Source organism: Paenibacillus sp. D51F (genome assembly GCF_053345695.1).
Genome location: NZ_JBKFAO010000003.1, coordinates 367,323 through 382,342 on the forward strand (window position 1 = coordinate 367,323; position 15,020 = coordinate 382,342).

General features: G+C 57.5%; 12 protein-coding genes. 8 read left to right on the forward strand and 4 right to left on the reverse strand.

Annotation, left to right across the window (positions count from 1 at the left end; translation table 11 throughout):
- Window positions 1–15: 15 nt before the first annotated feature.
- Both ACLBWT_RS08270 and ACLBWT_RS08275 read left to right on the forward strand, forming a co-directional pair.
- Window positions 16–963, forward strand: coding sequence for a hypothetical protein (locus tag ACLBWT_RS08270; protein WP_447662584.1), 948 nt, complete (start codon window positions 16–18; stop codon window positions 961–963).
- A 73-nt stretch (window positions 964–1,036) separates the two neighbouring features.
- Window positions 1,037–1,282 (forward strand): NHLP leader peptide family RiPP precursor, encoded by a 246-nt coding sequence (locus tag ACLBWT_RS08275; protein WP_447662585.1) that lies wholly within the window; start codon window positions 1,037–1,039, stop codon window positions 1,280–1,282.
- 2 nt (window positions 1,283–1,284) lie between these two features.
- Here ACLBWT_RS08275 and ACLBWT_RS08280 read toward each other — a convergent pair whose 3' ends face one another.
- The 3 genes from ACLBWT_RS08280 to ACLBWT_RS08290 all read right to left on the reverse strand — a co-directional run bounded on the left by ACLBWT_RS08280 (window position 1,285) and on the right by ACLBWT_RS08290 (window position 4,438).
- Entirely contained in the window at window positions 1,285–1,668 is a 384-nt protein-coding gene (locus ACLBWT_RS08280; RefSeq protein WP_447662744.1) for an ATP-binding protein, read from the reverse strand.
- The gene (locus ACLBWT_RS08285; RefSeq protein WP_447662586.1) at window positions 1,652–3,163 is read right to left on the reverse strand and encodes a histidine kinase dimerization/phospho-acceptor domain-containing protein; all 1,512 of its coding nucleotides are present in this window, start codon (window positions 3,161–3,163) and stop codon (window positions 1,652–1,654) included. The genes ACLBWT_RS08280 and ACLBWT_RS08285 overlap by 17 nt, the downstream gene beginning before the upstream one ends.
- 300 nt (window positions 3,164–3,463) lie before the next feature.
- A complete protein-coding gene (locus ACLBWT_RS08290; RefSeq protein ID WP_447662587.1) occupies window positions 3,464–4,438 on the reverse strand; it encodes a glycoside hydrolase family 43 protein in 975 nt (324 codons plus the stop codon).
- 199 nt (window positions 4,439–4,637) lie between these two features.
- On the opposite strand from ACLBWT_RS08290, the gene ACLBWT_RS08295 reads away from it, so the two are divergent.
- The 6 genes from ACLBWT_RS08295 (at window position 4,638) to ACLBWT_RS08320 (ending at window position 11,993) form a co-directional block, all read left to right on the forward strand.
- The gene (locus ACLBWT_RS08295) at window positions 4,638–6,440 is read left to right on the forward strand and encodes a cache domain-containing sensor histidine kinase (RefSeq protein ID WP_447662745.1); all 1,803 of its coding nucleotides are present in this window, start codon (window positions 4,638–4,640) and stop codon (window positions 6,438–6,440) included.
- Window positions 6,437–7,225: a response regulator transcription factor gene (locus ACLBWT_RS08300; protein WP_447662588.1), complete on the forward strand. Its 789-nt coding sequence runs from the start codon at window positions 6,437–6,439 to the stop codon at window positions 7,223–7,225. The genes ACLBWT_RS08295 and ACLBWT_RS08300 overlap by 4 nt, the downstream gene beginning before the upstream one ends.
- 108 nt (window positions 7,226–7,333) lie before the next feature.
- Window positions 7,334–8,731: an ABC transporter substrate-binding protein gene (locus ACLBWT_RS08305; protein WP_447662589.1), complete on the forward strand. Its 1,398-nt coding sequence runs from the start codon at window positions 7,334–7,336 to the stop codon at window positions 8,729–8,731.
- A 63-nt stretch (window positions 8,732–8,794) separates the two neighbouring features.
- Window positions 8,795–9,763, forward strand: a complete 969-nt coding sequence (locus tag ACLBWT_RS08310; protein ID WP_447662590.1) for a carbohydrate ABC transporter permease — start codon at window positions 8,795–8,797, stop codon at window positions 9,761–9,763.
- Window positions 9,764–9,766: 3 nt separating this feature from the next.
- Window positions 9,767–10,621, forward strand: a complete 855-nt coding sequence (locus ACLBWT_RS08315; RefSeq protein WP_447662591.1) for a carbohydrate ABC transporter permease — start codon at window positions 9,767–9,769, stop codon at window positions 10,619–10,621.
- Between the two features lie 49 nt (window positions 10,622–10,670).
- A complete protein-coding gene (locus ACLBWT_RS08320; RefSeq protein ID WP_447662592.1) occupies window positions 10,671–11,993 on the forward strand; it encodes an extracellular solute-binding protein in 1,323 nt (440 codons plus the stop codon).
- A 256-nt stretch (window positions 11,994–12,249) separates the two neighbouring features.
- Here the strand turns inward: ACLBWT_RS08320 and acnA are convergent, their stop codons facing one another.
- A complete protein-coding gene (acnA, locus tag ACLBWT_RS08325) occupies window positions 12,250–14,964 on the reverse strand; it encodes an aconitate hydratase AcnA (RefSeq protein ID WP_447662593.1) in 2,715 nt (904 codons plus the stop codon).
- Between the last annotated feature and the right edge of the window lie 56 nt (window positions 14,965–15,020).

The window sequence follows — 15,020 nt, forward strand, 5'->3', positions numbered from 1 at the left end:
TAGGAGACGGGCACAATGCTGGAATTGGAAGAGGACCGCGAGGAATTGGTGCTGATCTTTTCGCAAGCCTCGGAGGAGTTGGCAGAGCTTCCGACTGGACTTCGCGAACGGGGGCAGGAGCTGCTGGCGCTCAGCGATCCGCTTCGCAACGGAGGCCGGGCAAATAGGATCAGCTACATGCTGCCTTACTGGATGCGGGATCAGACTGATACCCCGATTGAGCTGTGCCGCGATTTGGCGGTCGGCAATATTTTCGCCATGCTGCGTTATTTTCTGCTGGACGATGCGATGGATGGGCAGGAGAGAGGCGCGGGAGGAATTAGAGCCTCCTTGGCGCTGGGCCAGCTTTTGGAGGAGCTGTTCAGACGGCGCTATCAGCGCCATTTTCCTCAGGAGAGCATGCTCTGGAGCTGCTATCGCCGATATGTCGGGGAGTGGGCATCCGCAGTTCATACGGAAATGGAGCTTCCCATGAGTCCGAACGAGCCGGGTCTATTGGCCCGCAAGGCGGCTCCAGTGAAAATAGGCGCCAGCGGAATGCTGCTTCTTGCGGGAATGCCGGAGCGCATCCCGGATGCGGAGCAAGCCGTCGATCTGGCGCTAGCGGCGCTCCAGCTGTCCGATGATTGGGACGATTGGCAGGAAGATCTGCCCGCTCCGAACGGCAACGCGTTCCTATCGATCGTCCGGGCCAGGCTCCAATTGCCTGCCGGTCAGGCTTTGGATGAGCGAGCCGTCCAAACGGCGATCTACCATCATGAGGCCGTAGGCGAACTATCGGACGCGGCCGATAGTTATGCCGAGCGGCTCAGGCAGATTCCCCATCGTCCGGATCGGCTGGCCGCCTTTGCCGATGCCATTGCGACGGGAATCCGCGAGGAGGCTCGGAAGATCGAGCAGTCCCAAGCCAGTCTTGCTGAAGTAGGCGGATTTACCTATTTATTGTCGAAAATTATTCAATAAACAGGGACAATTTACCTATAAAATGCTATGATAAGAGGGCTAATCCACTTATTCAATGAAAGGTTGTTGTTTGATGTCGATGGACTCCTTGAAGGTACAGATTATTCAAAAGGCATGGAAAGATCCTGAATTCAAGGCCAAGCTGCTGAGCGATCCGAAAAGCGCGCTCCAAGCTTTCGGCATCATGGTTCCGGAGGAAATCGAACTTCAGGTCATGGAAGAAACGCCTTCAAGCTATTTCTTGATCATTCCTCCCAATCCGGCCGATCTTGCTGGCTCGGGGGACGAGTCGGACAATCTCCGATACAATTGGGGTTGATTTTAGCGCACGAGAGGGAACCGGATCATGGCTTCGGTTCCTTTTCCTTTTTCACTGCGGTATGTCAGCGTTCCTTTCATAGCTTCAATAATTTGGAAGGTGACCATAAGCCCAAGACCTGTACCTTCGGACTTGGATGAGAAGTAAGGATTGCCCAGCCTGGCGAGCTGCTCTTCGCTCATTCCTTGTCCGTTATCTGTAATTCGTATCACCGCCTCGTCATTCTCCTCGTAGGCCTCCAATTCAATCTTTCCGTTTTCTTTCAGGGACTCGATGCTGTTCTTCATAATATTGATAAGGGCTTGCTTGAATTTGGACGTGTTTCCGATGATCGTGAGATGCTCGGAAGCTTTGACGAGCAGCACTCCGCTATGCATCATCACCATGGGCAGCAAAATGGTTTCGATGGTGCTCAACTTGTTTCACGTCGATCGCAGCCGGCGTTTCCTGCTCGGGCTTGGCGAACGTCAAATAGTCCGTGATGATGCCGGCTGCCCGATCGAGCTCGCTGATGGCGATATCGTACTGATACTTGTTCGCCTCAGTGGATTTTCTCGAAAGCAGCTGGAGAAACCCTCTCGTCACCTGCAGCGGATTTCGGACTTCATGGGCAATGGAAGCAGCCAGTTGGCTTATAATCTGCATTCTTTCCGATTTCTGCAGCTGAAGGTTGTACAGCTCCAGTTCGTTGGAATAGGCTAGCAGCTTGGCATAGTCGCCGGCTATCCTTCGATTCAAAGCCATGACCAGACACGCGACGAGAAACACGATACCGAATTTCCACAGCTCAAATTCATACGGACTCTGACGATAGGAAAGCACGATGAAGTCCGCGACGCCGGAAATGACGAGCCCGATAATTCCCATCGATAAAAGCATGGAGCTGCGGGATTTCCGAAAGAGGTTCCGAATGGCAACAATCAGGATGACAACCAGTTGAGCCAGAACGAGAGGAGCCAGGATCCAGAAGGTAAAGAGCTTGTAATAAAAATAGAAGGACCCGCCAGCAGCTTTATAGACAAGCATGACGAGGAAGCTTGCGCCAGAATAGCCGATCAGCCAGCTTTGGGACATTTTCAGCCAGCCATTGGTGAGCTCGAAGGAATGGCAGACGAAATAAAATAAGGAAGGAAAAAGGATCAGCAAAAATGTATCGAACAAAAAGAACAGCATCGGGCCGTAATCGGGAAAATAGAAATAGGGCAAGGATGAATTCGTGACAATCAGCAGGCCGGTAGACAGGATGAACAGACTGAGAGCGTTGGCCGGCTTGGTAAGGGAACGAACGAAGAAGCCGGTGGATAAAAGCATAATAAATCCGAGGAACGCTATCGCGGCTCCAAGCAGGACATTCGGCAGCTGCTTGCGAGCATTCGATGAAGATAGATCGGCGAATTCGCCGACTCGAATCTCGCTGCTGATTCCGGCGCCTTCCTTGGATTCCATAACAATGTATATCTCCGAAGCAGCCGACTTGGAGGTCAACGGGACCAAGAGGATATTGCGCTCAAAATCGTAGTTCCGCGAGGAGTGATAGATCGCTCGGGCATCCTCGTATACGGTGACGTCAAGCCCGTACAATTTCCGGATATACAGTCCCGGGTCATTGAAGGCGGCTGTAGGCGGAATCGGGACACGAATCCAGGCGCCGACAGCTCCGTCCGGCAATGCGGTAAGGGGACGCTGTGCTGTAGCAGAATGCCAGGATAGATCCGCAGGCGGATTCGGTCCGGACGGATTCGGCTTTTGGATCCAGGCGATGCTCCATTCGGAGACAGGTAGATCCGCAGCGTCGTCATGGGAATTGGAGACGAGAGACATGACGGAAATGAAGATGCTGAACAGGAGAAGGACAAGTATAGGTTGCCGGAACGCTAGCATGGTGCACCTCTCGATGGATTAGCGAGCCAAAAAGCTCCTTTTCGACATTATACCAATTAAATCTATATATAATGACAAAATATTTTCATAGTCGACATGACCTGCGCTTGAATTTAGGATGATGGAATCATCGACGAGTCTCTGGCCCGATACCATCATTCAGGCTGGAACGAAGCTCAAAGCCTGGCCTTGAAAAAGAACATAAAGGCAGCTGAAAACACGAAAGGCACCCTGGCGGGGTGCCTTTCGTCGGTTGATGCTCCTGCTGCAAGCGCTGCGGCGCAGACAGGCCCGCCGCGTTCACTCGTACGGATCGATCGTCTGGATCGTTCCGTCCTCGTTGTACTTGAGCTCGGCGAACTTCACGCAGCGCTTGTTGTCGGCGCCGCCGGACAGGGAGCTGTCGTGATAGAACAAGTACCATTTGCCCTCGAATTCCACGATGGAATGATGCGTCGTCCAACCGACAACCGGGGTCAGAATCGTTCCCTGGAAGGTGAACGGCCCGCAAGGGCTGTCGCCTACGGCATAGACGAGCTTGTGCGTCGTGCCGGTCGAATAGGAGAGGTAATACTTTCCGTTGTATTTGTGCATCCATGGACCTTCGAAATACCGCCGGTCCTCGTCGCCGGCGAGGATCGGCCGGCCGTCGCCGTCGACGATGGAAATCTCGCTCGGCGGCTCCTGGAACGACAGCATGTCGGCGCTGAGCCGGGCCACTCGCGGGCCTAGCGCCGGAGCGTCCGGCGCTGGACCTTCGGCTTCGGCGAGGAATTCGCCGGTCTGCCATTTCTCGAGCTGGCCGCCCCACAAGCCTCCGAAGTACATGTAGGCCTCGTCGCCTTCGACGAACACGGCCGGATCAATGCTGAAGCTGCCGGGAATATAGCTTGGCTGCGGCTTGAACGGGCCGGCCGGCGAGGTGCCGGTCGCGACGCCGATGCGGAAGACATGATCATGGTCCCGGGCCGGGAAGAACAGGTAGTAGATGCCGTTCTTGCAGGCAGCGTCCGGAGCCCACAGCTGCTGCTTGGCCCAAGGAATGTCCCGCAGATGAAGAGCCTCGCCGTGGTCGATGCAAGGGGAGCTCTCATCCTCCATCGACAGGACATGGTAGTCCTCCATGTCATATTGGTCGCCGTTGTCGTTCGACACCTGCTCATGGTCCAGATCATGAGACGGATAGATGTACAGCTCGCCCTCGAATACATGCGCCGACGGATCGGCGGTGAAGATGTGGGTTACGATAGGCTCCTTGAATTTAACCGTTTTCATTTTAGTCATCCCCGATGAATAGAATCCATTTCTCCCCTTATTTTAACAGATCCGTCCCCTTCCCCGGCAGTCTCAGATGCTTGTGAAAAATACCGTTAAAATTGGTTTTTGGAGGATCAACAACCATTTGACACGCTTATCCGAATCCATTACGTTGATCCTAGCATTCTAGCATGTACGGAAGCGAGGACTGTTGCCAGTGAGAGGGTGGGGCAATCGGCTGCTGAGCCAGCTGCGAGAGACCAACACGCTGAGAAATCAAATCTTCATCAGCTTTACGCTGACGATGATTCTCGTTCTGACCTTTGCAGGAGCATTTATTTACGGCGAGGTGTCCGTGCTCCTCAAGCAAAGCGCGGAAAAGCATATCCAGCAGACCGCCATCCAGGCCAATGGGCGGCTGGATGCGCTGCTGAAGGGGATCGACTCGCTCACGACTCAGGTCGCTGCGGATTCCTATGTGCAGAAGCTGCTTTCCCAGGATGTGCAGGGAATCCGCTCCAATTTCAACGAGCGCCAGTCGCTGCTGCAGATCGCCAACAATTACATGGCCTATTCCTCCGGCATCAGCTCGCTCGAGCTCTACACCATCGGCAACAAGCGGCTGTTCCCGCTCGACGATACGAGTCTGAACCGCATTTCCGGGGATGCGCTGGCCGCAGCGGACGGTAAGAAGGGCCGCCTCGCCTGGATCGGAATCGATCCGCGTTCGCCGGACACGGTGCTCGCCGTCCGCCGCATCAACCTGCTCGACCATGCCTACTCACCCGGCGGTTACGTGGTCGTCCACGTCAACCGGGATTACTTCAGGATGGATCAATCGGAAGGCAGAGGTGACCCCTCCAAAGGAAGGGAGTCCATGCTGCTGAGCGACGGCGAGGGCAATCCGATCCTGTCGGATATGGATGACGAGACGGCGTCGGCGGTCATCGCCCAGACGGGAAGCACCGTGACGGTCGGTCAGGAGCGGATGCTCGCCGTCCGCCAGCATTCCGGGGTCACGGGCTGGAAGCTCGTGCTGCTCCTGCCGGTCGAGGCGGCGACGGAGGGGATATCGGTGCTGCGCATGGCCATCTATGTGTCGATCGGAATTGCGGCTTTTGCCTTCCTGCTGCTGACGCTGCTGCTGTCGACGATGATCACGCGGCCTATCCAGCAGCTCATGAGAACGATGCGCAGCGCCAGGTTCGGTGGACTCAAGCCGATTCCGGCGAGCGACAACCGCCTGCGGACGATGGAGATCAACGAGCTGAACCACACGTACAACCGGATGGTCGACCATATGAACGAGCTGATCCAGGTTGTCTACGAGAAGGAGCTTACCCAGAGCCGCACCGAGCTCAAAGCTCTGCAGGCCCAGATCAATCCGCATTTCCTGTTCAACACGCTGGAAGCATTCTATTGGTCGCTGGAGGAAAAAGAGGAAAGCGAGCTGGCGCGGACGATTCTCGCGATGTCGGGATTGTTCCGCTACGTCATCGGCAGCGCGGCTGCAGACGATGAGTTGGTCACCGTCCGCGACGAGGTGGAGCATACGCAGCGCTATCTGCAAATCATGAAGATGCGCCTCATCGACCGGCTGAGCTGGGACATCGACGTCGAGGAGGAGCTGCTTCAGGTGCCGATTCCCAAGCTCATCCTGCAGCCGCTCGTGGAGAATGCGATCTTGCACGGGGTGGAGAGCCGCATCGTCCCGGGATCCGTCAAGGTCCGAATTCATTCCGCCGAGCCCGGCTTCGCGACCGTGGCCGTCATCGACGATGGAATCGGAATGGACAGCGAGACGGTGATCCGGCTTCTGCAGAGCCTGGATGCCGTCGCTCCCCAGGATTCCAAGAAAGGGGCTGGAGTGGCCATGTCCAACGTTCAAAGGCGCCTCAAGCTTCATTATCCCGGCCCCCCGGATCGCGTAGGAGGGCTGCATATCGAGAGCAAGGCCGGCTCAGGCACGACTGTAAGCTTTGAGATCACGATTCCTTCGGGAGGAGACGAACGGGTATGAAAACGTTGTTGATTGTGGACGATGAGCCTCGCACGCGGCTGGGTATCCAGAAGACGCTCACCGCCTGGTCGGCGGGCCGGCACCGGATCGAGACGGCGGCGAGCGGGGTCGAGGCGCTGGAATGGTTGAAAGCGAATACAGCCCATATCATCATCACGGATGTGCGGATGCCGGAGGTGGACGGGCTGCAGATGCTGGAGACGCTGGCGGGGCGCGGGCCTCTGCCCGTCATCATCGTCATTTCCGGCTACGCCGAGTTCGACTATGCGCGGAAGGCGCTGCAGCTCGGGGCCTTCGACTACATTCTCAAGCCGCTGGACAAGGATATTCTGGCGGAAACCGTGCAGAGAGCGTTCGAGCTCGACGACGGCCGGGACCGCATCGATGCGATGGAGAAGCTCGTCGACGCCAAGCTGCTGGAGGTCGGGCGCGGCGAAGCGCGTTACGGCACGCCGATCAAGGATGCCATCAGCTATATCGACGCCCACTTGGAGGAGCCGATCAGCATGAAGCAGGTCGCGGAGCTGACGCATCTCAATGCGAGCTATTTCAGCGTGCTGTTCAAGGAGCAGACCGGCGTCACCTTCAGCGATTATCTCACGCGCCTAAGGCTGCAGCGGGCCAAGGAGCTGCTGGTCTCGACCCGGATGCCGATCTCTGAGATCGCCGAGAAGGTCGGCTACGGTACAGCCAAATATTTCATCAAGGTATTCAAGGACAACGAGGGCACAAGTCCGAGGCAGTACCGGAGCCAGGTGCTGAACGCCGATTCATCGATCCGATAAAAGTGGAATTTCTCCCAATCGCTGTTACTGTTGCGCTTACATGGCAAATTTTATAATTATGTATGCGGTTACAAGAACAGTTCGTCACAAAAAGGGGAGGAAACACACATGAAGCGCGTTTTATCGGCCACGACGGCAATCGTCCTGTTGTCATCTGTTCTCGCTGCATGCGGCGGCAACTCGAATTCGCCCGCCGACAATGCAGGGGCAAGCAACTCGGGTACAAACTCCAATACGGGATCCGCGACGAGCAAGCCTGCGGAGAAGGTCACGATCAATCTGTGGAGCTTCACGGATGAAATTCCGAACATGACGAAAAAATACCTCGAAACCCATCCTGATGCGAACGTCGACTTCAAAACGACGGTCATAGCGACGACGGACGGAGCTTACCAGCCGGCCCTCGACCAGGCGCTCGCCGGTGGCGGCAAGGACGCTCCGGACATCTATGCGGCCGAGTCCGCCTTCGTCCTCAAGTATACGCAGGGCGACGCTTCCGACTACGCGGCCAACTACGCCGATCTGGGCCTGGACGACCAGCTGGTGAAGGATGCCGGCATCGCCCAATATTCCGTAGACATCGGCAGCAAGGAAGGCCAGCTCAAGGCTCTCGCTTATCAAGCGACCGGCGGGGCGTTCATCTATCGCCGCTCCCTCGCCAAGGACGTATTCGGCACGGACGATCCCGCTGCGATCAAGACCGAGATCGGTCCCGGCTGGGATAAATTCTTCGATGCGGCCGCGAAGCTGAAGGCGAAAGGCTACGGCATCGTCTCTGGAGACGGCGACATCTGGCATCCGATTGAAAACAGCTCCGACAAAGGCTGGCTCGTAGACGGCAAGCTGCATATCGATCCGAAGCGGGAGCAGTTCCTCGACTACTCCAAGAAGCTGAAGGACAACGGTTATTCCAACGACACGAAGGACTGGACCGAGGGCTGGTACGCGGATATGTCCGGCACCGGCAAGCAGCCGATCTTCGGCTTCTTCGGCCCCGCTTGGCTCATCAACTACGTCATGAACGGCCAAGTGAAGGCCACTAGCGGCGACTGGGCCGTAACGGAACCGACGACAGGCTTCTTCTGGGGCGGCACCTGGCTGCTCGCGAACAAGGAAGCGGCCAAGGACGACGCCAAAAAAGCGGCTGTCGCGGACTTCATCAAGTGGGTCACGCTTGATTCCTCTGAGACGGGCCTCCAGTACTACTGGGCAAACGGCACGATGAAGGAAGGCGAGCAGGGCACGAAGGACAGCGTAGCCTCCTCCGTCGTCATGTCCAAATCGGACGGCAAGGTCGATCTGCTGGGCGGACAGAACATGTTCGACATCTTCGTTCCGGCCAACGCCAACGCGACAGGCAAAAATCTCACCCAATACGACGAATCGATCAACCTCATCTGGCGTGATCAGGTGCGCGAATACTCCGAAGGCAAGAAGAGCCGGGATCAGACGATCAAGGACTTCAAGCAGAAGGTCCAGGATCAGCTCGGAATCGAAAGCGAGTAATAGCGCCAAAGGGGCGGGTCATCCCGCCCCTTATCTGAATTTGATCGATATGGGGTGAGTGCCATGCGCCGCAAGGGCGTCAGCTATTCAAAATTCGGCTATCTGTTCAGCCTGCCATTCCTGCTTGCGTTCCTGGTATTCTCGTTCTATCCCGTTCTGTATACCGCGGTCATCGGGTTTACGGATATGAAGGGAGTCATCCCGAAGCCGGTCCATTTCCTGGACCAGCCGTTCGAGAACTTCAGGTACCTTATCTTCGACAACGTCTCCTTCCGCAAGTCGCTTTCCAACACAGCCCTCATCTGGATCCTCAACTTCATTCCCCAGATGTTGTTCGCGCTGCTGCTCACCGCCTGGTTCACGAGCCAGCGCACGAAGGTGCGGGGGCAGGGCCTATTCAAAGTGCTGCTCTACATGCCGAACATCATTACGGCGAGCACGATCGCCGTCCTGTTCAACTCGCTGTTCTCCTATCCGATGGGACCGATCAACAGTCTGCTGGAGTCGCTCGGCTGGATCGACTCTCCCGTCAATTACCTGCAGGACAAGACGACAGCGCAGGGAATCGTCGCGTTCATCCAGTTCTGGATGTGGTACGGCAACACGATGATCATCCTCATCGCAGGCGTCATGGGCATCAACCCCGCGCTGTTCGAGGCGGCTTCCATCGACGGCGCCAATGGATGGCAGATCTTCTTCCGCGTGACGCTGCCGAGCCTGCGGACGATCATGCTCTACACGCTGATCACGTCGATGATCGGCGGCCTGCAGCTGTTCGATATTCCGCAGCTGTTCCTGTACGGCGGACCGGACGACGCGACGCTTACGACCTCCGTGTTCATCTACGGGCAGGCGTTCAAGGGCAGCTACATGTACAACCGTGCCGCAGCCGCCAGCATGATCATGTTCGTCATTGCGGCCGTGCTGTCTGCCCTGCTGTTCTACTTCATGCGCGACCGCGATGCGGCTAAAGCCAAAAAAGCGGCTAAAAATCGGAATAAAGCTGCTAAAGCGGCGGCAAGGGGGATGTAAGACGTGGCCAACCTTCAAAAAAGCGCGGGAGTCTCCCTTCGCATCAACAAAACAATCGTCTATGTCGTCTGCATCATCCTGTCGCTGCTGAGCATCCTGCCCTTCTGGATCATGTTCGTCAATGCCACCCGCTCCACGGCGGAAATACAAAGCGGCCTGTCCCTGCTGCCTTCGGTCCACATGAAGACTAATCTGGACGTACTGCTCAGCAAGAGCTTCGATCCGCTCAAAGGCTTCTTCAACTCGCTGATCATCTCGGGCTTCTCCACGATCTGCGCGGTCTACTTCTCGTCCCTGACCGCTTACGCTCTGGTCGCCTACAACTGGAGGATGCGCCAGGCGTTCTTCACCTTCATCATGCTCGTCTTGATGATTCCGGCCCAGGCGAGCGCAATCGGATTCTACAAGATGATGTACCAGCTGCACTGGACGAACAACTTCCTGCCGCTCATCCTGCCGTCCATCGCAGCGCCGGCGATCGTGTTCTTCATGCGGCAGTATCTGCTCGCGACGCTGTCCATCGAGATGGTGGAGGCATCGCGGATCGACGGCGCGGGCGAGTTCTACACCTTCAACCGCATCGTCCTGCCGATCATGGTTCCGGCGATCGCAACTCAGGCGATCTTCGCTTTCGTGGCGAGCTGGAACAACCTGTTCATGCCGCTCATTCTCCTCACGGACAAGAGCAAGTACACCTTGCCGGTCATGGTCAGCCTGCTCAAGGGGGATATCTACAAGACGGAGTTCGGTTCCATCTACATGGGACTGTCCCTGACCGTGCTGCCGCTGTTTGTGATATACTTCCTGCTGTCGAGATATATTATCGCGGGCGTGGCGCTTGGCGGAGTGAAGGAGTAAGGCGCTCATTCCGTCCGGAGCTCATCCTGCAAGCGGGTTGGTGGAGGCTATGAACGTTAACAAAAAAATCCGGGCGGTCGCGGTTCTCGCTGCCGCCCTGGCTCTCATGATGTCAGGATGCGTAAAAGGCTCGGGCGGCGATTCCGAAGAGACTGGCGGGGAAGTCGCCGAGCAGGTGACGATCAATATGATGCATCTGTGGCCGGAGGCGGGCGCATCGGGCCAGCACCAGATCGTGAACAAGATCATCGCCGAGTATGAGGCGGAAAATCCCGGCGTCGCGATCAAGCAGGAAGTGCTGGACAATGAGCGGTACAAGGCCAAGATCAGGGTGCTTTCCGCCGTCAACGAGCTGCCGGATGTCGGCCTCACCTGGGCGGCCGGCTATTTGCAGGATTTCGTCCGTGGCGAGCTGTTCACGCCGCTCGACGATCTGCTGCACGGCGAGCTGCAGGACTCGTTCATACCGGGCACGACGGAAGCCTATATGGTAGGCGGCAAAACCTACGCGCTGCCGCTGGAGTTCAATATCGCTCCCGTTTATTACAACAAGCGCATCTTTGAGAAATACGGCCTGCAGCCTCCCGCCACCTACGACGAGTTCTTGCGGATTGTGAAGACGCTCGCGGACCATGGCGTCGTGCCGATCGCGCTGGGCAACAAGGACCGCTGGACGGGCTCTCTCTGGTACATGTACCTGGCGGACCGCATCGCCGGAACGGAGAAGCTGGCGAGCGCCATCAAGGGCGGCGCCTCCTTCACAGAGCCCGGTCTGGTCGAGGCGGCCAGGCGCGTGCAGGATCTGGTCGCCATGAATGCCTTCAACAAAGGCTTCAACGGCCTGTCGAACGACGAAGTGAAAGCGGAATATATGAACAGCGAGGCGGCCATGTATCTGATGGGCACCTGGGAGCTCCCCAACTATACGACGAGCGCCAATATTCCGCAGGACTTCCGCGACAGCATGGGCTTTTTCAAATTTCCGACGATAGCCGGCGGCAAGGGCAACATCGACGGCTGGGTAGGCGGTCCTGGCGTCGGCCTGTTCGTCGCCGAGAACTCCCCGGTCCGGGAAGAAGCGAAGAAATTCGTGAAGTACTTCGTGAAGCGTTGGGGAGAGGAGTCGGTCAACGGCGCCGGCGTCATCCCGGCCACCAAGGTGGACACGTCCAAGATCGAGCTGCCGCAGCTGTACGTCGACCTGCTCAAGGAAGTGAACAAGGCGACGAGCATTACGCTGTTCGCCGACGTACAGATGGCAGGCGGCGCCGCCGAGGTTCACCTGAACCAGATCCAGGCGTTGTTCGGGGGCGAGATTACTCCGGCCGACTTCGCCAAGGCGCATGATGCGGCCATCAAAACGGGAAAATGAAATGCAGGTTAAAGAGGCTGTCCGAAAGGAAGGCCTCTTTGCCTTTCATAAAGGGAAAAGGATCGGAATGAAGCTGGCTTGAGGTCGGATGGCTCTGACTTGCCCTTAATCTGTCTAAAAAGCAGCCTTAAAAACACAAAAAGGGACGAAACCGATCAACTTCCGGTTTTGCCCCTTTTTGCTGTATCAACATGAATATCAGCCGTTTTTTAGATTCAGGGGCTTTTGGGAAAGCCCCGTCTCTGTTTTGGAAAGCTTATTTTTGCTCGCTCAGCATCTGGCGCAGAACGGTCTGCAGGATGCCGCCGTTGCGGTAGTAGTCGACCTCGACCAGGGAGTCCAGACGGACGGTAACCTGGAATTGGAAGGTGCTGCCGTCTTCGCGCGTAGCGACGACGGTCACTTTGTCGCCAGGCTTCACGTCGTTGTTCAGGCCCTCGATGTCGAAGGTCTCGCGTCCCGTGATGCCGAGCGTTTTCCAGCCTTGGCCGTCCTGGAAGCAGAGCGGCAGAACGCCCATGCCGACCAGGTTCGCCCGGTGGATCCGCTCGAAGCTCTCGGTGATGACGGCTTTGACGCCGAGCAGGAACGTGCCTTTGGCTGCCCAGTCGCGGGAGCTGCCGGTGCCGTACTCTTTGCCGCCGATGACGATGAGGTTCGTCTTGTCGGCTTGATATTTCATCGAGCCTTCGTAGACGGACGTCACTTCATCCGTAGGCAGGTAAGTGGTGTAGCTGCCCTCGGTGCCTGGAGCGACCTGGTTGCGGATGCGGATGTTGGCGAACGTACCGCGAACCATGACCTCGTGATGGCCGCGGCGGGAGCCGTAGGAGTTGAAGTCCTTCTTCTCGACGCCGTGCTCGATGAGGTACTTGCCGCCAGGGTAGTCGGCGCGGATGCTGCCTGCAGGGGAGATATGGTCCGTCGTGACGGAATCGCCCAGCAGCAGAAGCGTCTTGGCATGCTTGATGTCCTCGACATCGCGGATGCCGTCCGCCAGACTGTCGAAGAACGGCGGGTTGGCAATGTACGTGGAGTTCTCATCCCACTCGTACAGCTCGCCCTGCGGAACCGGAATCTGGTTCCAACGCTCGTTGTGCGTGTACACATTGTCATACTTGTCGCGGAACATCTGAGGCGTGATCGCGGAGCTTGCCGCGTTCGCGATCTCCTCGGAGGACGGCCAGATGTCGCGCAGGTAGACAGGCTCGCCCTGCTGGTCGTGGCCGATCGGATCGTTCGCGAAGTCGATGTCGACCGTGCCGGCCAGAGCGTAAGCGACTACGAGCGGCGGAGACGCCAGGTAGTTGGCTTTGATCTGGGCATGGATGCGGCCTTCGAAGTTCCGGTTGCCGGACAGTACGGCCGCGACCGTCATGTCGTTGTCGGCAATCGCTTGGCTGATCTCGTCAGGCAGCGGGCCGGAGTTGCCGATGCATGTCGCGCAGCCGTAGCCTGCCACGTAGAAGCCGAGCTTCTCGAGGTAAGGCAGCAGGCCGGACTTGGTGAGGTAGTCGGTTACGACAAGGGATCCCGGAGTCAGGGAGCTCTTCACGTATTCCGGCTTCACGAGGCCTTTTTCCACGGCTTTCTTGGCTACAAGGCCGGCGCCCAGCATGACGCTAGGGTTGGACGTGTTCGTGCAGCTCGTGATTGCGGCCAGAACGACGGCGCCAGTGCCCATTCGGCTCACTTTGCCGTTTTTGTGCTTCACTTCGACAACTTCTTCGATCTTGGCGTCGGACAGGCCGTAGCCGCCTTTGTCGACCGGTGTGCGGACCGTGTTGCTCCAAGCTTCCTTCATGGCGGTCAGCTCGATGCGGTCCTGAGGACGCTTCGGACCGGCCAGGGAAGGAACGATCGTGGAGAGGTCGAGCTCGATGACGTCGGTGAACGTCGGATCCGGCGTGTCGTCCGTGCGGAACATGCCTTGAGCCTTGTAGTAAGCCTCGACCAGCTCGATCTGCTCTTCCGTGCGGCCAGTCTGGCGCAGGAAGTTCAGCGTGATGGCATCGACCGGGAAGAAGCCGACCGTGGCGCCGTATTCCGGAGCCATGTTGGCCACCGTCGCGCGGTCAGGCAGGCTGATGTTGGAGAGGCCGTCGCCGAAGAACTCGACGAACTTGCCGACAACGCCGCGCTTGCGGAGAATCTCGGTAACCGTCAGGGCAAGGTCGGTCGCCGTAGCGCCCTCTGCCAGCATGCCGGTCAGCTTGAAGCCGATGACCTCAGGAGCGACGAAGTAGAGCGGCTGGCCGAGCATGCCGGCTTCCGCCTCGATGCCGCCGACGCCCCAGCCTACGATGCCGAGGCCGTTGATCATCGTCGTATGGGAGTCCGTGCCGACGAGGGAGTCCGGGAAGACGACCGTTTCGCCGTCAATCACCTTCGTAGTGGCTACGGAAGCGAGATACTCCAGGTTGACCTGGTGGACGATGCCGGTATCCGGCGGTACCGCGCGGAAGTTGTCGAACGCGGTTTGCGCCCAGCGGAAGAACTTGTAGCGCTCGGCGTTGCGCTCGAATTCGATTTTCTGGTTGATTTCCAGAGCGTCAGGCGAGCCGAAGGCGTCAACCATGACGGAGTGGTCGATGACGAGGTCGACCGGCACGAGCGGGTTGATCTTCTTCGGATCGCCGCCGGCTTTCTTGACGGTCTCGCGCATCGCAGCAAGGTCGACGACAACCGGCACGCCGGTGAGATCCTGCAGCACGATACGGGACGGAATGAACGGAATTTCCTTGTCTTCGCGCTTCTCAGCCCAGCTCATGAGCTGTTTTACGTGGTCGGCCGTGATGCCGCGTCCGTCGAACTGGCGCACGGCGCCTTCGAGCAGGACTTTAATGGAGACTGGAAGCTTGGAGATGGCTCCGTGTCCCTTCTCTTCCAGACCTTGAAGGCTGTAGTAAGTGTAGGACTTACCGCCGACTTCAAGCGTAGAACGGACCGAGTATTGATTTTGCAATGGCATCTAGCTTTGCTCCCCTCAGGCAATTTGCAATTAGGAAACGAAAAGTACGGCTGCGG